Source organism: Leeuwenhoekiella marinoflava DSM 3653, assembly GCF_900129005.1.
GTDB lineage: Bacteria > Bacteroidota > Bacteroidia > Flavobacteriales > Flavobacteriaceae > Leeuwenhoekiella > Leeuwenhoekiella marinoflava.
In genome coordinates this window covers 196,065-217,722 of the sequence record NZ_FQUN01000006.1, presented here as the reverse complement: position 1 = coordinate 217,722, position 21,658 = coordinate 196,065, and the positions used below count along the sequence as shown (strand labels likewise).

Below are 21,658 nucleotides of genomic sequence, written 5' to 3'. Positions count from 1 at the left end.
AAAATAATTTTTTGTTTTTGGGTAATATTTGCTGTTCTTTAAACAGCTTCTATATATTTATTCTCTATAATTATAAGTTCCTAATGATCCTGAAGCATCTTGCCATAAAATCGTTTGTCTTAAATATGGATTCTGAGTGAGCACCTCTCTATTTAGTCCCATAACATAATAATTAGGCTTAAAATCTATAAAGGCTTGTTGATCATTGACATTATCAAGAGGAACAGGAAGTGCTGTCAACTGAAAATTAGTAGTATAAAAGCTTGCCAATGTTTGCAACTGTGCTTCAAAATCTGCTGCATCAGGATTTACAGAAATTGCTGCACGTTCTGTTGCAAGTGGATCATCGGCGGTGGCTGCCTGCATATTGTATTGCAATAGGTTACCAGTACGCTTACTACCATTTAGTGGCTCTACACCTAGTTTCTGACAGGTAGTATTATTAGCAGAAGCATCATCACTATACAACATCCAGCGGTGAACATCCCAAAATCTTTTTGCTTCATAAGCAAGTTCAACGCGTCGCTCGTATAAGCAGGCTTCTAAAGCCTCATACTTATTTGCTAAATTTCCTATACCATAATTATTTGTAGAAGGAATACCTACTCGCTCTCTTACCCGACCTATATAACTTACTGCATTTCCTACATTGCCTGTGGCCGCATAAGATTCGGCAATCATAAGTAGTAAATCTGCATATCTGAATTCAAAAATATCGGTTCCCGAATATTCAAAACCACTTTCATTAGTAGCCGAAGTATTTGTCATTTTACGCACAAAGGCAGGACTAGACATCTGGTTGTTATCGCTATAATACTCTGTTCCATCATGAGTATTCCAACGATAAGCCCATACCGTATCATCAGGATCTTCATCATAACCCCATTGCTGTCCGGAAAAGGAAAATGTTCTATAAAATCTGGGATCACGATCCAGAAAAAATAAGAAATCGTCGTACCCATTTTCTGCAGTAGGTCTTGAACCGTCTGCCATGGGGAATAGATCTATCATTTCTTTAGGTACATTCTGACCGTTACCCCCACCCTGACTGTTAAGCCGTATATTTTGCTCCCATGAATTATTCAAGAAACTGTCAGTATTGCCATTTCCTAAGAGGTGTACCGTAATAGCTTCAGGGTTAAAGGTGTTGTCTATTACAAACATTTCTTCCCAATCCTGTGCAGAATTCCCATATAAACCATAGCCATCTGAAGCTAACTGAGACTCCGCATCTAGACCAGCCTTTAAGGCAGCCTGCCAACGCTCATTGCTGTTGTTATCCCAGTCTGTATTAAATAATGGGCTAGCAAAAGTTAGTAATACTTTTGCCTTTTGCGCAAGAGCTGCACCTTTTGTAAATCTCCCATATTCTCCTGGACTCCATGTTCCAGGTAACAAACTTGCAGCCATATCTAGATCAGAAGTAATTTGATCAACCAATTCTGGTACAGATGCTCGAGGAATTTGTAAACTTTCGTCAGTAACTGATGCATTTTCTACTGTTGTGACAATTGGAACACCTCCATAAACACGCATCAAATCAAAATATTGAATTGCTCGCAAATAATACATTTGTCCTTTTGCTGTATTTCTATACTCTTCATCTAAATTTGCACCTTTTACATCAATATCTTCAATCAGAACATTACAGTCCCGTATTCTGTGATAAGGTTCATTTTTTAATTTATTTTCTAATCGTGTTCCATAATAAGCTGAAGTTTCATCAGCGGTCACTAAATTAATTGTAGGATCTATATACCTACTAATTCCCCCTATTTCTTCTGTTAATCCTGAATATTCTGTATTGTAAGAACCTACCAAGCTAGCTGTAGGAGATGTAAAACTTTGGAAATAATCATAATAAATGTTATTGATATAAAAATCTACACGCTCTTGACTTTGAAAAAAGGTATCATCATATTCTCCAAAATTTCTTTTTTCTTCCAGAAAGTCATCGGTACATGAGGCGCTCATCACAAGTAAAAGCACCATACTCATATATATATTAATTGTTGTTTTCATAATTTTTATGCTTTTAGAATTAGAATGATACACTCAGGTTTACAGACCAGGTTCTTAAGGTAGGATAACCTACAAAAGAGTTGTCATAATTGTTTCGGTAATTGTCTGGGTACGGATTATTGAAATACCACAAGTTATTACCGGTCACGCCAAGTGAAGCTCTCTGAACATTAAGTGTGGAAAGGAATTTCTGAGGAATTTCATAGCCAATAGTTAGATTACGTATCATAGCATTAAAGGTGTTAATCTTCCAAAAATTTGAATTTGCACCCATTGAACTTGAATCGTAAAAAGCTAGATTAGGATATTTACCATTTACATTATTATCTGCATCATACATATCGGTCCAATAACTTTCATGAGCCCAAAAACTATGAGAAGATGAAGTCCCTTGTTTAACACGGTCTATTTCACTGTAACCTCCCCAAGATGTTGAAATCTGAGTTCTTAGATAAATACCTTTATATTGAAATCTGAGGTTTGAGGTAAAACCATAAGTTCTATTATTATCATCAAGCTTAACATAATCTAGCTGATTATCAATACGACCATCAGGACCGGCTTGAGTACCATCTTCACTATTAAATGCACCACCCACATCCTCATAAACAAGCATTCCCTTACGTAAGCCATCTACACTATTAATACCTAAATAGCTAGGCTCTGTACCTGCTGCTGCTGCTCTTTGAGATAAGTAATCCCAATAATTATCAACATCTTGATCGGTACGCAAAATACCATCTCCGGTAGATGTGCCTCCCCAGGTCTGAAAGCCCCAAGCAGGAAAAAACAATGATGCTCCCTCTTTTACATTATTATTTGATGGGTGTAACAGGGGCTGCTCAGGATACTTAATAACTTTATTGTTTGAATATCCAAAGTTGACCCCTATATTGTAATCGAAATCTTTACCAATATTATCTCTCCAGGCTACTGTAAATTCTGACCCCCATGCGTCAACAGCTCCAAAATTCTCTTCAGCAAAACCACCTCCTACAGAAATTGGAACTCCCACAGTACTAGCGGTATTTAGCAATAAATCTGTTGTCTTATCATAGTAAAAATTGGTTCCTATCTGTAATCTATTTTTCAATAGATTAATATCAAAACCTAAGTTATGCTTAATTGTCTTATCCCATCTTACATCTCTATTAGGATTCAATTTTGGTGATAATGCTCCTCCTAAACGACCACCGTCTTCTCCAAACTGTAAACCTTTATCTACGTAGATATCATAATATTGTACCCATTGCCAAGGTTTAATATTATCTTTCCCGGTCTTACCTAAACTATAACGTATTTTAAAGAAATCTACCCATGGTAAGCCTTCTTCAAACCACTTCTCTTCAGACATAATCCAACCTGCCTGTACAGATGGAAAGAATCCCCAATAATTCTCTGGTGCAAATTTTGTTGAAGCATCACTTCTGAATAAAAATTGAAATAAATATTTTGACTTGTAACTATAATTCAAACGGCCTAAGTAAGATAAAGTACCTGACTCCCCTTTAAATGCAGTTGAATTATCAGAAAGTTCTCCCGCAGTTTCATTTGTTCCTAAATAATCTGAAGATGTGTTTTCATAAGCAAGACGCGTACTCTTATATTCAGATTCTGAACGTTCCATTGAGACCATTGCACTTAAATCATGATCACCAAAAGTCTTTTCATAATTAACAAAAAGGTTTGCCTGTGCACTTTTACTCTTGAAACTATTATAATAAACTCTAGAATTTCTTTGATTTTCTTCAATTTTATAATCCGAGTTTTCATTTTCTAAATGGTTCCCTTCCGAATTATAATTGGTAATACGGGTTAAGGTATAAGGCAGTTGTATTTGTTCGGTATACTCTGAAGTTTCATTTCTTGAAAAAGTTCCCTTAACTGATAAGCCATCTATAAAAGGGACATTATAATTTACTGAAGCATTAATATTATAGGTAAAATCCTCAGTAGTTTGCTTCGATCCATTATTTAAGGTTGCAAAATAATTCCATCCTGCAATTGTGCGATTTGTATTTGCACTACCTAAATTACGATCTGTACGTGGAAAAGGAGACATATAGTACTCTTCATCATCAATCGTTGTAGTTATAGGTATATACTTGGGCATATGAAGCAAGTATCCATAATCTCCTTGCTCCCCACCACCAGCTTTAGACCCGTAACTGCTGTCGTTAATGTTTGCGGTAGCTTTAGTAAATGAGCGTTCTACATAACCTGAATTTCCTGAAACTGAAGCCGAAATATCAAAATCATCTGATATTTTTGCATTTACACCTGTTCTAAAATTCCACTTATCAAAATCCTGTTCTCCTAAATTTGCTTCTTGAGTAAAGTAAGTAACACCTGCAAAGTATGTGGCTTTTTCGTCACCACCGCTCATATTTAAAGAATGTCTTTGTTGAGTTGCTGTATTCCAAGCCTGGTCTAACCAATCGTAGTTTAAACTTCTCATACGCTCTAACTCATCATCAGAAAAAAGATTTCGACCTTCATTATCACGATTATCTGCTTTTAAATACCTGTTATGCCAAACTCCATATTCATAGGCACTCATCGTTTTACTATGACTCACAGCATCATTAACTGCTAATTGAGTATAATAGTTGAATGATGTTTTACCTATCTTACCACGTTTCGTTTTTACCACAACAGCTCCCTGTGAAGCACGTGCCCCATATATAGCAGCAGATGCATCCTTTAAAACAGTAATACTTTCAATTTCTGAAGGATCTAAACGGTTAAAGGTTTCTAACGTAGGTTGCCCGGTTTGAGGGTCAACCTGAATCATATCATCTATTACAATTAATGGTAAAAGCGAATTACCATCTTTTGAAAAACCAAAACCTTGACGTATTTGTAGTGTTGCACCATCCCCGGGACGCTGAGAACCTCCAGACACAGAGAAACCAGGAATCTGACCTCTCAAAGACTCTGCTAAGTTAGAAACGGGTAAGTCTTGAATGTCATTAGGTTTTATCGTTTCAATAGCTCCAGTAATGTCTGCTCTTTTTTGACTTCCATAACCTACTACTACAACATCATCAAGTACAGAACTATCTTCTTCCATAATGATATCGATTGTATTTTGAGATCCAACAAGTTTTTCGTTCGTTTTCAATCCCACAAAAGTAAACACAAGCGTGTTTCCTTCGAATGCTCTTATTGAATAGGAACCATCAAAATCTGTAACTACCCCATTACCTGAATCTTTAATTAATACATTAACTCCTGGTATAGGATTTCCTTCAGGATCAGTTATAGTTCCTGTCACTGTTTTTTGATCTCCGGTATTCTGCTGAGCATAAGCGGCAGAAAAACAAAGAACCAAAATAAGCATCAGGCTAATTTTAGTAATTGTTTTTTTCATTGGTGAATGATTTGATAAATTATTTTCTGTTTTAAGTTTTCTCAATCGATTGCGATAAAAAGTGTAAAAAACAAGATTTGAATTATTACACTGCTAAATTTGTGATATTATTAATATTTAACTGCTATTTTTGAACAGCGGTCGATTTTGTAAATGTTTTTTTGTCAATTTAATTCTCTATTCTAATAAGCTAACCACACAGACATGTCGCCATTATTACGATTACCCCAAGTAAAGTAAGGAATTAATGTAATAGAAACTTTTTGCTCATTTCTTGATAAAGGCTGGTATAAATTTTCTTCCCAATTTGAGTTATTATAAAAACCTGAGCCTTTTAGGGTTATAATTTTTCTTTTTGAAATATCTTGATTCTCTATTTTAAACGGAGAATCAATATTTATTGAAACTTTTTTTAAATCAATTTCATCGATTATATCTTCAGATTCTAAACAGTAAACCAAAGGTCCCCTTTTGACAGCTACTTGATTTTTAGTCTCTTCAACTAGAGGGTTAGCTTCTATAAAATTAACACTCATAGGTAATTCAAGTTCAATTACATCTCCTTGCTTCCATTTTTTGGCGACATTCTTATAAGTGCCGGGATCTAAGTTTTCAATAGTTTTACCATTTACGAGTAAAGAAGCATCTGTACACCACCCAGGGATTCTGAGATTGATATGATAAATACCTTTTGGTGCTTTTTTTATTTTTATAGTGATTTTACCATCCCAAGGATAGTTTGAAAGCTGTTCTAACTCAATTAAATCTTCATTTAACGTATTGGTTTTTAAATTATTTGAACCGTAAAAATTTATAAAAAGTCCATTTTTTGTTAAATTGTATGCATAGTTTGCTACTTCTGCCAAAGTACGGGTCACATTAGGAGCACAGCAATTTGAAAGTGCTATATAACCTTGGCGTACATTACCCCAACGTTGATCAAAAGGTAAGTCTTGATAAATAGCCAGTGGGTTATTATAGTTAAATTCTTTACCCGTAAGGCTTATTCCAGAGAGAATACTATTGTAAAGGCTTAGCTCCATAACATCAGTATATTTTGCATCACCCGTTAGTTGTAACATGCGCCAGTTCCATAATAAATTACCAATGTTTGCACAAGTTTCAGTATGTGCTGTGGCATTAGGCAATTGATAAGGCCTTCCATATGCCTGATGAATTTTTTGTACATCGGTAGGATTGTAGGAGGTCCCATCGGGTGATACTCCATCATAGAGTGCACCACAAGCACCGGTTACATACATCTTTCGTTTAGTTACATCTTCCCAAATTGAATTGAGTCGTTCCAAAAGTACCGCTTCCCCAGTTTCTGCATACAAGTCTGCAACCCCGGCGTACAGATAATTAGCTCTCACCGCATGTCCCATCGCAGTAGTTTGATCTCTAAAAGGAATTCGATCTTGATTATCATCTGTACCATCAGCTGTTGTACCTCTTATATTGATAAGGTTTTTAGTAAGTTCTAGATAACGTATATCTCGTGTAGTACGATACATCTCTATAACACCCATATAATGAGAGGGACAAATCGCATTTCTGGCTAATTCTGGGGATGCCTTTTTATAAAAATCATATAAATAATCAGCAACGCCTTTTGCGATGTTTAAAAAATTAGATTTTCCGGTAGACCTATAATGAATGCAGGCAGCAGTCATAAGGTGTCCCATATTATACTTCTCAAACCCCAATTGCTTTTGTAATGCTTCTGGTCCTAGAGTGCCCCACCGTTCTTCAATTAAAACAGGGGTATGTAAATACCCATCTTCACGCTGAGCATCTGCAATTAATGCGATCGCTTCATCCATTTGCTTATTCAGCTCCTGATCACCAGTAACTGCGTAGCTGGCCGCCATTCCTTCTAAAATTTTATAAAAATCTCCGTCATGAAAAGAAGGGCCATCATGTTTGCCCTTGTATAAGCCTGCAGCTATTTCAAAATTATTGTAAGCGTGAGTCTCTTCTTTATGATATAAATCCCACATATAGGGTAGGGTATGCTCATTTTCAATTTTAAGTTGGTCTTTCCAAAAACCCTCTGTCCATTTTACCGCATTAAGGTTAACACTTTGCAACTTTGCATAAGGACTTTTTGAAGTATCTGTGATGCCTCCGGTCTGAGCAAAAGTCAAATTAAGGCTAAATACTATAATAAGATTTACCACTATTACATTCATTATTCTACTTATTGAATGAGTACATTAACAAGACGGTCCATCGTATCACCATCTTTATCTTTAACCGAAATTGTAAAAGAAGCAAAACCTTTTCCTTTGGAATTGAACTCTAGACTCTCCTCCTCTATTTTTGCTGAACCATTAGTTATTGCTTTTACTGAATATACGGGACTAGCTGTAAAACCTTCAAAATATTCTTTAACTGAAAAACTTAAAGTATCTCCCTCCTTAATAACGAAGTGCGGTTTAGCTAACCATTCTAAATAATTTTCTAATTCGGTAAAACCATCTTGATTTTCGTCCAAATTTGTGTCTGAAAAGTCATTTTTTGAACTCTTAGGGTTTAATCCTTTCAATTTTTCCCACCAGTCTGGTAATCCATCGTGATCAGTATCCCAAGAATCAGGCCTTGTGATTACAGGATAGTCTTCCCAGCCCGCTGTATCATCTTCAGTATCAATATGACCTGCTATCCCACTTTTGCTACCCGTGTATTTAAAAGTTCCGTTTAAGGTTTCCTGTATGATTCTTTTATCGTGATCATCTAATCGAGGCTGATTTGCTCCTACATCAGAAAGCACTGTTTTGTAAGCTTCTTTTGCTGTTTGCGTTTTGACATAAGATGGAAAAAATGGTTTATCTACAAATGTTTCATAATCAACCACCTCATTATTTGTGATTCTTGATCTTCTTCCTTTCTCTTGATTGTTCTCCTCAAAATGACCGGGCATAACATTTCCTGTAAAATAGTATCGCTGACTCCCTTTTCCTACTCCTTCGTGATCTGCGGTTAAAGCATAAAAAATATCTGAAGCAACACCTGGTTTATAATAGTTGTTTACAAAATTCACTTCTTTTGCACCACCATCGGTAGTTCTGTGTCCCCAATTATAAACTACGTTATTACGAATATCTAGACGACCGCTGTAATACCCTTCTCCGTTAAGTCCACCTCCCATGCTCCAGTTTCTACCGTAATTATGAGCTAAGAGATTATGATGAAAACTACCTATATCACCACCTATAGTTGCTGCATAACCATGCATTTTACCATTTTCATATTTACCGTGATTTGCAACGTTTAAAGCTTCTGCAATTAAAGTATTTTGCAATGTGATATTATGAGCTCCGCGAGAACTAAATGATTCATCAATCGTCCACCGTATAGAACTGTGATCTATAATACTATGATCTGCTCCTGTTAAGCCCATACCATCATAAGTACGACCTGCTCCAATCGCAACATTTAGAAAGCGTATTATACCATCATTTCCTGTGAGACCTATCGGCGCATTTGCAATCAGTATTCCTTTTCCGGGAGCAGTTTGACCAGCAATAGTTACATAAGGATCACTGACCACTAATCTGGACTCCAATTCAATTATTCCTGAAATATTAAAAACAATGGTACGAGGACCTTTTAATTCTTCTACTGCATAGCGCAAACTTCCCGGTCCACTATCGTTAAGATTGGTTACTTCTGCAACGATTCCGCCACGCCCACCTATAGCAAAGCGACCATAGCCTTCTGCTCCTTTAAATGCTAATTGAGCCGGTTTAAAATACCATACTTTACCAGGAGTGATTTCTCCTTCATCATCTACTGTATCAACCCGCCAGTAATATGTATTTCTACTGTACAGTTCAGGAACACTAAATGTATTAGTTAAAATTTCTCCTTGATAACTATCTGAACTCTGATTCGCTGATTTAATCTCGTCTAAATCAGCTCCGAAATAAATCAAACTCTTTTCAGTACCCTCAGGAGAATCCCATTTAAGCTTAAAATCGTCAGATATAACTACGTGTTCATCATTATCCTCAGGATATGCATTAGCAGCTTGCTTTTTTAAGTTCGGAGTATCTATTTCAAACCCATTTAAAACAAGTTTTTGAAGATTTCCATTTTCTTGAATAATGTCAAAATGTATGACTACGGGCTCTCCTTTTTGAGCATTAAATTTAAAATAAGACACTGCAGCATCTATTGATTTCTCTGCCCTATTTGACGGTTCTACAGAAGTTACTGGCTTCCCATTTACAGCTATTGATAGTGCTGTAGTTTTTTCACCTTCTAATTTATCAAAGGTATTATGAAATCCTAAAAAAGAGTGTTCACCAGCTTTTAAACCTTTAATCTCTAAATCAATTCCGTCAGATGATCGCACTCCATCACTTATCAATCTAGCATAATAAGGTGCTTGAATACCTGTTTTATACCAAGAGGAATTGAGTGCTCCTTTTAATCTAAAAGACAAAGAATCTGTAGTAAATTCACTGGATTCTCCTTCGTTAATCATCCAGGATTTGTAATTGGGATCGTTCACTTCCAAAACTTTCCGACCTCCAAAATCCAAATCTATTTTAACCGGTTGTTTTACAGATTTAGTTTCCTGTACCTGACAACTCGCTGCATTTACAGCTAGCAGCATTAAAAGTATTTTACTCCAAATTATAGGTTTCATAATACGTATTTCTAATTAATATTTAGTTTTTCTATTTCTGAAAAATTTAAAAGGCTGATTATATCCTTTTCTCTCGTTTTAGGTAAGACACTCAAATCTTCAATTTTTCCATTTATAAGCTTAACCTCTACTGTAGTATTTTGTAATGTGTGAAGTTTAAAATGTACATTCCAATCTTTTGGCCAAGCTGGGAATAGATAAATTTTACCTTCAGCCTCTTGCATAAGCATTTCTTGCATTCCTATCATACCGCTACCACCCCAGTTATGATCAGGTACCCAATCAAATCCCGGTCCCCAAAATGCAGGGAAACGTCTCCCGGAGTTTGACATTTTTTGTAAACTTAATTGTGAAGCTTCTTGAATTAAACCCAGTCTGGCTGCAAAAATATTATCCTGTTTCCAACCTATATGACTTCTGAATTTTAAAACATCAGGATCGTAATTAAAAGTATTCTGTGCTGTTTGCAGATCGGGTTTCCCTATACCATAAATACCCCAGGGATAAACAGGATAAAGCTGTGGAGATTCAGTATTATTGATTCGTTCCCAACTTTTAGCAGGTGCTAATACATTTTGATTTTGAATTTCTCTGTAATTAAGTGGTGGTATTCTGGATTTAAAATCTTTTAAATAAATCAGTTGCTCTTTATCTAATTCATTTTCTCCCAGACCGATTAATTTGTTTGCAATAACCCGAAGTGCAGCAATGGTACTGTTAGCATTATTTGCCATTTTATAAGTCTCAGCTGCAGAACCGGGATATAAAACTAAATGTCCCATAGCATCTAATGCTTTTCGACCTCTCTTACGTGCTAAATATTGATAATGCTCATCAAAGAAGCGGATACAACTCAAAATAAATCCCTTATATTTTTGAAGGTTTTGTCCATCATAACTATTCAGACTAAGCATCATATCACAAAACTCAAAAACGGTATCCCACTCATATTCTAACCAGGCATTGTACTGCATTCCTGGGTCGTAATTTTTCGGTCTTTTCCATTCATATTCCGCCGGATTAGGCAAGCCGAAATTTTCTAATTGCTCGGTAAACGCTGCTCCTTCGTGTCCCCAATAAACCGTACTTCTGAGCTCTGCATTTTTTTGCAAGCTCAAATAATAATCCAGTTGAGACGGAAGCATATCAAAATCTCCACTTTTGAGCATTGGCCAGTATACCAATCGCTGATTCTGAGCTGTCATCGTACCTCCGCCCCAATTGCGAAAATCCGGAGTAAAAGCAGTAGTAGAATCTATAAAAACAGGATCATAAGTAAAAAGACCTCCATTAAATTTTGTTGGATATTTACCGTAGACATTTGCAGCCAACATATATCTAAAAAGCTGATAATTTTGACCTATTTGGTAGAGAGAATCATTTTTATTGCTGACAGTATTACCAGTATAAATAAAGCTGCGCTTCCAGAAATCATTCCACCAGGAAATTGTTTTTTTATGATTCGGTTTATAAGATTTAATTAAGTGGTTCAGATTATCACGCCAAGCTGCTATTGCTGCATTTTGCTCCGTGTGAAGCACAATTTTAAGTTGGTGCTTTTTAGAATATTTTTTGCTTTTCAGCGTATACCCCTTAAAATCAGTATTTTTATAAATTCCATCGTAGATACCCTCAGCAGTAAAATCAGTTCCACAAAGAACTCCGCCAAAAGTCAATTTTTTTAAAGGGTTCATCATTTGATCTTTAACGGCGGTCATCTGCTGTTGATCAACAGTGACATCAAAAACAGTTTTAACTCTGTTTTGATGATAAAATTCAATCCTATTCTCTTTAAAATTTACTGAATCTGCATACGTAATAACCTCTCCCTGCGGTGCCCATTTATAAGAATTTGCATTATTTTCTTTACCGAGAACCTTTCTGTTTTTATAGCGCCAGGATTCATAAGAAGCCGTCACAGAAACAGGACTAGCACTTGTTAAATCTATATGAATAACCGGTGCAAATACATCAACCCAAAGTTTTATCTCAGTTGCATTTTGCGTTATTGATATATAGCCTTCTTTCAGATTAAGTTTCTGCTGAAAGCCTTCCTGATTCTTGAAAGGATTGGGATTTAAACTGATTTTAACACGACCCAATTTAAGCAGGGTGTTGTGTTCATCAAAAGTTCCGCTTCGCGAAAAATAAAAATAAAGATTCCCTTTTTCTACCCAAACGTTTGCTCCAATGTCCCCGCCTCCTAAAGGCATAGACTCAGAAGAGTTTTTACTTTGTGTGTCCCAAACCTGATCATAATCATTGAGTACAGGCACTTGTGCTTGTAAACTGAATGAAAGAAAGAATAAAACAAAAAAGACAATTTTCATAGTGCGGGATTTATGATCTAGTCTTGAGGTTCCCAATCATCAGTTCTGAATGAAGAGACCGGTAAACCTCCGGTACTGAACAATTCGGCCTGTGCATAATCTTTAAAAAGATAGCGTACAGCAACCGGTTTTTGAACTTTAGAAGAAGATAGAATTACTGATTTTCTACGTAAAACGACTTCGGCGGGATAGAAAACACGGTCATTACCTGCAAGTTGAAAACCTGTAATTTCCTGATCGTAGGCGGTAATACCATTAGGAACATTATTGAACGAAACCGTTACTTTACCTTCATTTATTTCAAGTGTATTAAATTCCGGACTCTCAAACTCAAAACCACTGATTCCATAGGTTTTAGTCAATGCTAAAAGGCCTAATCGAACGCCTCCTTTTTCTTTATTTTTTGGATGAATGTTATTTTCTTCAGCAACATCCATTAAGATTGCAATACCCGAATTGGATATGGTTTTAGATGCTTGTAATTGTGCTTCTCTTAAATAAGCGGAATTGTATTTCTCTAAAGCATCATCCGGATGAAACTGTCCGTAATTAAAGGGTGCTATTTGTGCAAAATAGAACGGAAAATCTCCTTGTTCCCACAGACCACGCCAATCTTCAACCATGGTCTCAAATAACTTTTTATACTGAAAAGGGCGCTCATAATTAGACTCTCCCTGATACCAAATGCTTCCTTTAATACCATATCCAATAACCGGAGCTAACATCCCATTGAATAATGTTGTGGGGACGCGGTTAGGATCTTTCTTTAAATCTTCTTCGGTATTGGGGATTTTAATTTCACTGAAATCCTTCAGCATTTCTTCGTTCATCCAGGCTTCTACACTCGAGCCCCCGTATGACACGTGTATCAATCCTACAGGCACTTTTAAAACTTCTTGTAATAGTGATCCAAAATACCACGCAGTTGCACTAAAATCTGCTACGGTTTGAGGTTTGGCTTCCTGCCAGTTTCCCTCAAAATCCTTTTCTGGACTCAAAACAGTTGCTCTGGGAACGGTTATAAAGCGAATTTGATTATTAGTTGAATGTACGATTTGCTCATTACCACCTAATACAGGCTGACCCGGAAAACCTTTTAAAGGCATTTCCATATTGGACTGCCCGGAACACAACCAAACCTCACCTACAAGCACATTCCGTATACTTTTGGTTTCAGAACCTTGTTGTATCGTTATGGTATAAGAACCTCCCGCAACAGGTGTATTCATTTTTACCTGCCACTTCCCTTCACTTCCCAAAACAGCCGTATAGGTTTTACTATCCCACGAAGTTTTTATTGTTATATCTGACTTATTATCTGACCAACCCCAAATGGGTACTTCCATTTGCTGTTGCAAAATCATATTGTCTGTAAACAATGCAGGGAGTTTAAGTTCTGCTTTTACCGCTGTAACAGTAAGTAAGAGTATTATCAGAATTAATCGTATTCTTAAATTTCTCATGGGTTCTTTTTTTCTAATTCTAAACGAACAGGACCTAGCAACCCGGCTTTCAAAAGACTGTCTTTTTCCAATCTAAATGGAGCTGTTGTCCACGTGAGTCGTTCTTTCTGTGGTAAATCCTCATCGCCAATTAACCGGTTAGCCCAGGTATTTGTTACTCGTAACTCCAATTTATTTGCTCCTTGCTTTAAAGCTTTTGATATGTTAAGCCGAAATGGATAGGTCCAAAGCACTCCTAAGTTTTTGTCGTTTAATACGACTTCTGCCATATTTGAAACGTCACCGATATGAAGCCAAACTGCTTGCTGCTTGCTAGAATCCCAATTAAATGTTTTGGCATAAATAGCAGTACCCGAATAGTATTTTATACTGTCATTTTTAGATTGAGACCAGTCAAAAAGCTTGGAAGTTCTTATAGGATTTTTAGGTCCGTGAAATTCAGGATCAAATTGAATGCTCCAGTTTTCATTTAAGGTTTTGGCTTTCTCAAAGGTCAACCAGTTTAAACCAGATTTCTGAATAGTTTCTTTAGTTTTTTCTTTAAAAAGAACAAAACAGGATTCATTAGCATTTAATTTCAAAGGAATTTCTGTTCTTCCGTTGACGACCTTCCATTCATTCAAGCTGCGTTCTTCTCCACTTTCGGGATTATAGATGTAGGGAATCCGGCCATCAACTCTAAAGGAAAATTTAGTTTCTAGAACTTCTTCTTTTTGATTGGAAACAAAATAGCTCTCGCCTTCTTTTGTGGTTCTATGCGTCCATGCTATGGATTCTCTATTCACTAAAGGATTTTTAATAAGAATATCGGGAGTAAAGCCCAAATCGCTGAAATCACTTCCTAAATAGGGGAGTTTTACAACGGTTCCTTTTCCTAAGTTCCAGGAATTTTGCGTATTTGAATTAGCTGTCCAAAGCTCAGTAATTCGTTTTTCCCACTTAAGCTTTTCAGTTTCTGAATAGTTACCGGGAATATCAACTGGTTGATCCCCAATTAAAACTGTAGCTCCCTCTTTTACGAGGTCTATAATTTTTTCTAAAACCAATAATGACATCAATTGATTAGGTGCCATTTTACGCGCTCCGGGAAAAAGCAGAGCTTTATACGTTATTCCTCCCTTAAATACGACATTACCGTCTAATACACGTGCATCATTTAGAAGCACATCGGCATTAAAAGAATCGTATTTATAGCCGTTTAAAGCATTTACCCATTGCGATAAATCTGTAGCATTTTTTGAATACGTTACTTCCTTTGGCTGTTTGGCTATGGGTTGCCCTTTATTTTTTAATCGTAAAAACTCTGATTTTATACGTTTCTCTCCAAAAACATTAGGAATAAATGGGAGTAATCTATCCGGTAAAACAGAGCGGGAAGGAATTTCCTCACCAGTAAAAACGGCTAGATCTATTACAGGTTTACCTTTTTGCAATTCAAACTGTACACGACGAGAATAATCTACCCAAGCTTTACCGGGTTTCCACCACGTCTGATCTCTTTGAAAATAAGAGCCAACACCGTCTAGAGTCATTCCGGGTTTACGATCAAGCCAAGGATTGTGTACAAATACGTGATAAAAAAAACGATTGATTCCCAATGCATAATTACGATCTGCAAGGATTTTTAAATTTCCGGGATGTTCATCCCAGTCCATTCGCAACTGCGTAAATGCTTCTGCCTGAATGATGTTTTTCCCATAAATATGTCCACCGGAAATCGCGTCGAGCATATCATTAGGTTTATCGTGGGTCGGACTTCGCAACCAAAATTCTCCTCCCGGAAAATCTACATATTTAAAATGTAGTAAATTATCGCTAACCATTGTAGGTGCTACATTTTCTGAACTGAAGGCTACTCCATTTTTATCTGCTTCTTCTTGAAGTGTTCCAAAAAAGTTGTCGGCAATTAGTTCTGAAATTGTTTTTCTGATGTCATATAAGATCCCTTCCGAAATAGCTGCATCCTCAATTGGGATTCCTGCCATTACCGGTAAATAATCTACTATATCATAACCTCTGCGATTTTCAAATTCGGTTCTAAAAACAGGAGACCAATTCTGACTTCCACATTCCCAACTGTCTAGATGTAAAATATTTAAAACTTTTGAAGCTAGTTCAGGTCCTATCGTACGAACCGCCTCACCAAACCAGTGATCGAGTTGAAAGCGTATTGCTTCGGGATCAAACTTATCTACCTCCAAACCTTTACCGGCTCCACCGGTTGCATTTTCGTGTCCGGTTGAGGTATGACCAAAACGCATAATGCGCCAATTTCCCTGAGGTGCTTCCCAATTTAAAATTCCTGTTTTATCTACAAACCCAGAAATATTGTTTAGTGCTGTTAATTCGATACAATCTTCTTTAGGAATTTGGGCTTCCGTAGTTCGGGAGCTGATGCGCCAAATCGCACCAGATTTTCCCTGATAATTATCAATACGTGCTTCTTCAGAAAGAATAATTTTAGAAACCTTAAGCGATTGTTTCCATTTTGCAGCATCTAAATCTTCTGCGCCGGGTTCTGTTCCTTCAGGATTATAAACAAATCTAAAATGCGTTGCGGTTGTTGGAAGTATAGCATGTCTATAAAACTGGTCTGTATCCTGCCAGCCGTGACGTGGAGCTTCTAATCTACTCAACCTTTTATAGTTCACACCATCATCACTGACCTCCAGAATTAATCGATGTGCCTGATAATTATTTCCGGGAGTTTCAATCTGAATCGATTTGCAGGTAAACGGCTTATCAAACTCATACTCAAACCAACCTTTTTCATAAAGTTTAAAATTTCCTTCAGCCTTAGGATCATTTAAAAACGAAGCATCTTCTTTTAAAGAAGTAGAAATAACCGGACTCAATTGAGAAGAAATCCGTTTTTCATTTTTTATAGGTATAGCAAAAGTTGCGATATCTTCATAGTAATTCTCGTAATGTTTGGGAACTGGTAATTGTATATTTAATTTAGTTCCTCCTGCAACAGTTGTATCTGCCCAAACCACTTTTTGCATTGATTTTTCAGGAGTAATCCAAGGGCCTCCTGCAACTGCAAAACCATCTGCAGCATGAAAAGCAATTTTTAAGTCTAAACGACCGGCTTCTTCAAAAGCCCAATCTATCAACTCCCAGAATTCCGGACTCAATTGCAATACTGGAGGATCTATAAGTGGCGGATCTGTGGGGCCTTTTATAGTCATCAGGTAAGCCCCTCCCAAACCGGCTTCTTTCATAGCTTCCAGATCTGTAGTTATGCCTTCTTTTGAATAAGCACTTTGCATCCAATACCAATACACCCAGGGTTTTGCTGATTCTTGAGTGGGTTCAAAAAAAGCAGTAGTTTCTTTGTCTTTCTGAACTTCACAGGAAACACATAAAACCACTACTAAAATCAGCCTGCTGTATTTTTTGAAATAGTTCATCAGTAACCGAATTTTTTAAGGTTTGTATCAAAACTCCCATTTTGATTCTTGAATGGATGTATGTAAAAGCTATAGGTATAATCTTTAGCCGGAATCTGATATTTTTCCATAGGCTGACCCACTGGAGACCAGCTGTCGTTACCTCCTACTCCCATTTGTTTTAAATCAATATTCAACGTGAGATACTCCTCTTCGTTTAAGTCAAAAGTATGCTTTGCTTCCTCTAGATTTTCTTGCGTATACGGCCAGACACTCATACTAAGTGGTTGTTTACCTACTATTAGAACTCCATTGTTTTTGGTCATTTCTGTACAAGCCATCCATCTTACTGCTGTTCGATTAGCATTTTCCTGCGGCATGACATAAGGTTCAATAAAAGCATCGAGAGGCAATTCATACTTCTGAATTGTAAAGCCAAAACTTCGGTCACTATAATTTTCCAAAGGTCCTTTACCGTACCAAGAAATCTGGTTGTAATTTTGTTTGATACCCATTTGCATACCCACTTTTGGGATATTGGGTAACGCAGATGAAGCTTTCAATTCATAAGCTACTTTTACTGTACCATCATTTGAAACGATATAGTTAACAGATACAGAAGCACTATCTTTAATAACTTCATATTTCGAATTGATATGAATTTCAGTTTTTGATTTTGAAAAATGGGTTGAAATTAGTTCTGCTTTATGCTCATACCAGGATTTTAAAACTTTATGAGGCTTCCAACCTTTACGATCATTATCCGTTAGAGGCCTAATGAAACTGGGTAAAAGTGGAGCAAAAATTTGTTCTTCTGTATTCAGTTTATAAGAAGTTAACGCGCCGTTTTCTTTACTGAAATTAATACGGAAACTTTCTCCGGAAACCTGATACACATCCTCATTTTCGATAATATGTAACTCCGCCTTTTTACTTGGAGTTTTATAAATAGGCTCTCCTTTTGATTGTAAAAGGAATTGATCTTCTGCAATAACAAATCCTTTTTCAGCCCAAAGTGTATCTGCAACCAACTTAAACTGAAGCTTTACAAAATACTCCTTATCATTTTTAAAATGAGGTAAATATGATTTTATATCAAATGTGGTTTGGTTTCCCGCATTCAGATTAAATACTTCTAAAATAACTTCTTTATAGAGATTTCCATTCTCAAAAAATTGCAATACCGGCGTGTAATTCTTAAGTGATTTAGTGGCGTGTCTGTTTTTAATTTGAAGTTTGAAATCTGCTACCAATTCTGAAGTTACCGGTTGATACACCCACTTATTCTCATAAATTGCCGCCTTTGGTCTTCCATCTGAAGCTACAATCCCGTTGATATTAAAATTACCATCGTGCAGTTTTTCTCCATAATCTCCACCATACGCATAAAACTCCTCGCCTGAATTCTCGTCTATTTTCAGCAATCCTTGATCTTTAAAATCCCAAATACAACCTCCTATAACTCGAGGTAACGACCTGAACTCATCCCATAATTCTTTTAAATTTCCGGTAGAATTTCCCATAGAATGAGAATACTCGACAAATAAAATAGGACGCGTATCTTTATGCTGATCTACCAAAAATTTAGGCGTGAATACCCCAGGATAAAACCGACTTACCATATCTACATAAGGCTCATCCTGAGGATTCTCAAAACGGTGCGAATGATCACCTGTGGAAGGATAGCACGCATCCCGAGGATCAATATACCCGGGTAATCTGGGGTTTCCCTGCGCAGGTTCATAATGAACCGGTCTCGTGATATCAAAATCATGTACCCAGCCGGCCATCGCAGCGTGATTGGGACCTTTACCAGACTCATTTCCTAAACTCCAAAATACAATGCTAGGATGATTTTTATCACGCGCTACCATACGGGTCATCCGTTCCAGATAGGCATTAGTCCATTGGGTATCATTACTTAGTTTTCCTCCTAATCCGTGTGTTTCCAGATTAGCTTCATCCATAATCATAATCCCGTATTTATCACATAAATCGTATAAATAAGGATCGTTAGGGTAATGGCTGGTTCGTATTAAATTAAAATTGAATTGCTTTATTGTTCGTATATCTTCTTCAAGATCAGGTCTGGTCAACGCCTTGCCTCTAACGGGATGATGATCGTGACGATTTACACCATATACATAGGTTTCCTTCCCGTTGATTAAGAGCTTTCCATTTTCCTTAGAAAACTCGATGGAACGAAAGCCAACTTTACACCCTTTAACCTCCGTTATTTTACCAGTATTGTCTTTTAAAGTGAGTATTAAAGTATATAAGTTAGGTATTTCAGAACTCCATTTTTTAGGATTCTGAAGCGTTTCTTCAAAAAAACCAAAACGCACATTATCGAGACGCGGATAACTTTCATTTAAAATAGCCGCCGCAGAACTGGTAAGCGCTTTATTAAAAACCGGTTTATTCTGATCATCGTATAGCTGCGCTTCAAACGTATAATCTGAAATAGTATCACCTGTATTATTTTCTAATTGAGGGCGCAATTTGAATACAGCGTCGGTATAGTTTTCATCCAGTTTTGTTTGATAAAAGAAATCTTCGATATGCAATTTTGGCTCTGCCATAATAAAAACTTCCCGCTGAATACCGCTCATTCTCCAATGATCCTGATCTTCTAAGTATGAGCCATCGCTGTATCGCATGACCTGAACGGACACTAAATTTTCACCTTCTTGTAAATACGGCGTAATATTAAATTCTGAAGGAAGAAAGCTGTCTTCCCCGTAGCCCAAAAACTTTCCATTTAACCAGACTTGAAATGCAGAACTCACTGCTCCAAAATGCAGCGTTATGGTCATATTTTTCCAGTTTTTTGGAACATCAAATTTGCGCTGATACGATCCTATACCGTTAGTGTCTTTTGGTACAAAAGGTGGATTCACAGGTCTAAAAGGATAAACCGCACTTTTATAAATAGGAATATCATATCCTTTTAATTCCCAATTAGACGGGACGCTAATGGTATCCCAGCCTTTAACTTCCTCTTTATAAAAATCTCGAGGTGCCTCCTTTAAATTGACACTGTATTTAAAATCCCAGGTTCCATTTAAACTTTTATACCTGCTCTGTTCGCGATTTCCGGCTAAAGCATCTTCAACGGTCGCGTATGAATAAGCTGTACTTCTTGCAGGCTGGCGATTAATAGCCGTTACAGTAGGATCTTCCCAGGGAGCAAAACTATAAATATTAGCCACCTCAGGAATACCCGCAGGCTCACCCGTAACCGTTTGTGCATTAATGTTGAAAACCGACAACAAAGTGAATAAAAGGATGCTGTATTTTATCATTCTTTTTCCTCCGGTTTTACAAAATTGAGCAGGCTTTTACCTAAGTCTTTAGAAGTCGCTACAGCAATTCCACGTTGAAACGGTTTATTAACAGCGCAGTAGAAATGATAAACTACTCCGTTGTGTTTCACCACAAAAGACTTGTGTGCAAAAATTTCATCATAAGGTTCTGAAGAAGCTACAAGATCTTCTCCTTCCCATTCAGTCCAGTTTAATAAATCATTAGAAACCGCAAACCGATTGAATGCGCCATCTTTCCAAAAAGCACCAAAATAAAACATGACCCAAGTATCATTAATTCGCTGAATATAGGGATCACCGGTTATACCTGTATCATGATTTAATAAGGGAGCATCTCCATAACGTTCCCAGTTTTTCATATCATCTGAAACTGCCATTGCGATACGCTCGGCACCTCTACCCGGGTTGATACTGTCACCTCGTGCATTGTAATACATTATAAAATCGTGACCACTCTCACGCTCAAGATCTCTTATGATCGTACTTTTATACATCACACTATTATCCCACCAGCGTACATCATCATCCTTTGGTGAAAGTACAGGTCCTGGAAGACGCTCAAATTCGCGAGGTGTTGTTGGTAACTCTTCAGAATAAGCCATACCTAAAGAAAGTAAGCCGGCTTCATAACCTTCACTATCTCCACCAAAATAACTCATCCAATATTTATCATCATAAGACTCCCATTCATAACTCCCTCCCCACTCAGGGTCTTGTAATGAAATATACCCGGCTTTTTGATTCATATCCCACTGCGTGGAATCGTCAGAAAAAGACATAATCTTACCTAAATGTTCCCAGTTTAATAAATCCTCACTTTTAGCAAGCCATGTTTCATAACCTCTTCCGTCATAAATGAGATACGTCATGTACCATGTATCGTCCTTTCTGAAAACACTGGGACAATCCATCTTATAGGAGTTATCTTCAGGTACCATCACCAGACCGTATTTATAAGGTGTTTTTATTTCCTCATAAATCTCTTGCATCACATCACTGGTTATTTCTCTCTTTTTCAATTTTTGAGAACAGGAAGTAATCAATACAAGTACAAGGAATGTAAATCCCGTTTTAAGAGTTGGTCCTAATCTCATT

General features: G+C 36.9%; 9 protein-coding genes. All 9 read right to left on the bottom strand.

Translation table 11 applies throughout. The features are described 5' to 3' along the window. Nucleotides 1–57 precede the first annotated feature (57 nt). The gene (locus BUB91_RS05720; RefSeq protein WP_073098128.1) at nucleotides 58–2,022 is read right to left on the bottom strand and encodes a RagB/SusD family nutrient uptake outer membrane protein; all 1,965 of its coding nucleotides are present in this window, start codon (nucleotides 2,020–2,022) and stop codon (nucleotides 58–60) included. Between the two features lie 19 nt (nucleotides 2,023–2,041). Continuing rightward, nucleotides 2,042–5,395 (bottom strand): SusC/RagA family TonB-linked outer membrane protein, encoded by a 3,354-nt coding sequence (locus tag BUB91_RS05715; protein ID WP_073098126.1) that lies wholly within the window; start codon nucleotides 5,393–5,395, stop codon nucleotides 2,042–2,044. 182 nt (nucleotides 5,396–5,577) lie between these two features. Next, entirely contained in the window at nucleotides 5,578–7,587 is a 2,010-nt protein-coding gene (locus BUB91_RS05710; protein ID WP_073098124.1) for an aceric acid hydrolase, read from the bottom strand. 8 nt (nucleotides 7,588–7,595) lie between these two features. Further along, entirely contained in the window at nucleotides 7,596–10,052 is a 2,457-nt protein-coding gene (locus BUB91_RS05705) for a T9SS C-terminal target domain-containing protein (RefSeq protein WP_241652569.1), read from the bottom strand. A gap of 11 nt (nucleotides 10,053–10,063) precedes the next feature. Next, a complete protein-coding gene (locus BUB91_RS05700; protein ID WP_073098119.1) occupies nucleotides 10,064–12,382 on the bottom strand; it encodes a DUF5703 domain-containing protein in 2,319 nt (772 codons plus the stop codon). A 17-nt stretch (nucleotides 12,383–12,399) separates the two neighbouring features. After that, nucleotides 12,400–13,845, bottom strand: a complete 1,446-nt coding sequence (locus BUB91_RS05695) for a sialate O-acetylesterase (protein WP_073098116.1) — start codon at nucleotides 13,843–13,845, stop codon at nucleotides 12,400–12,402. Next, complete coding sequence (locus BUB91_RS05690) at nucleotides 13,842–17,258, bottom strand: glycosyl hydrolase (RefSeq protein WP_073098114.1); 3,417 nt, start codon at nucleotides 17,256–17,258, stop codon at nucleotides 13,842–13,844. The genes BUB91_RS05695 and BUB91_RS05690 overlap by 4 nt, the downstream gene beginning before the upstream one ends. Beyond that, a complete protein-coding gene (locus BUB91_RS05685; RefSeq protein WP_073098112.1) occupies nucleotides 17,258–20,542 on the bottom strand; it encodes a glycoside hydrolase family 2 TIM barrel-domain containing protein in 3,285 nt (1,094 codons plus the stop codon). The genes BUB91_RS05690 and BUB91_RS05685 overlap by 1 nt, the downstream gene beginning before the upstream one ends. After that, complete coding sequence (locus BUB91_RS05680; protein WP_073098110.1) at nucleotides 20,539–21,657, bottom strand: glycoside hydrolase family protein; 1,119 nt, start codon at nucleotides 21,655–21,657, stop codon at nucleotides 20,539–20,541. The genes BUB91_RS05685 and BUB91_RS05680 overlap by 4 nt, the downstream gene beginning before the upstream one ends. Between the last annotated feature and the right edge of the window lies 1 nt (nucleotide 21,658).

Bases quoted from the DNA above. Each gene is read 5' to 3' on its own strand.
- BUB91_RS05720 (WP_073098128.1), bottom strand. From the start codon at position 2,022: ATGAAAACAACAATTAATATATATATGAGTATGGTGCTTTTACTTGTG.
- BUB91_RS05715 (WP_073098126.1), bottom strand. From the start codon at position 5,395: ATGAAAAAAACAATTACTAAAATTAGCCTGATGCTTATTTTGGTTCTT.
- BUB91_RS05710 (WP_073098124.1), bottom strand. From the start codon at position 7,587: ATGAATGTAATAGTGGTAAATCTTATTATAGTATTTAGCCTTAATTTG.
- BUB91_RS05705 (WP_241652569.1), bottom strand. From the start codon at position 10,052: ATGAAACCTATAATTTGGAGTAAAATACTTTTAATGCTGCTAGCTGTA.
- BUB91_RS05700 (WP_073098119.1), bottom strand. From the start codon at position 12,382: ATGAAAATTGTCTTTTTTGTTTTATTCTTTCTTTCATTCAGTTTACAA.
- BUB91_RS05695 (WP_073098116.1), bottom strand. From the start codon at position 13,845: ATGAGAAATTTAAGAATACGATTAATTCTGATAATACTCTTACTTACT.
- BUB91_RS05690 (WP_073098114.1), bottom strand. From the start codon at position 17,258: ATGAACTATTTCAAAAAATACAGCAGGCTGATTTTAGTAGTGGTTTTA.
- BUB91_RS05685 (WP_073098112.1), bottom strand. From the start codon at position 20,542: ATGATAAAATACAGCATCCTTTTATTCACTTTGTTGTCGGTTTTCAAC.
- BUB91_RS05680 (WP_073098110.1), bottom strand. From the start codon at position 21,657: ATGAGATTAGGACCAACTCTTAAAACGGGATTTACATTCCTTGTACTT.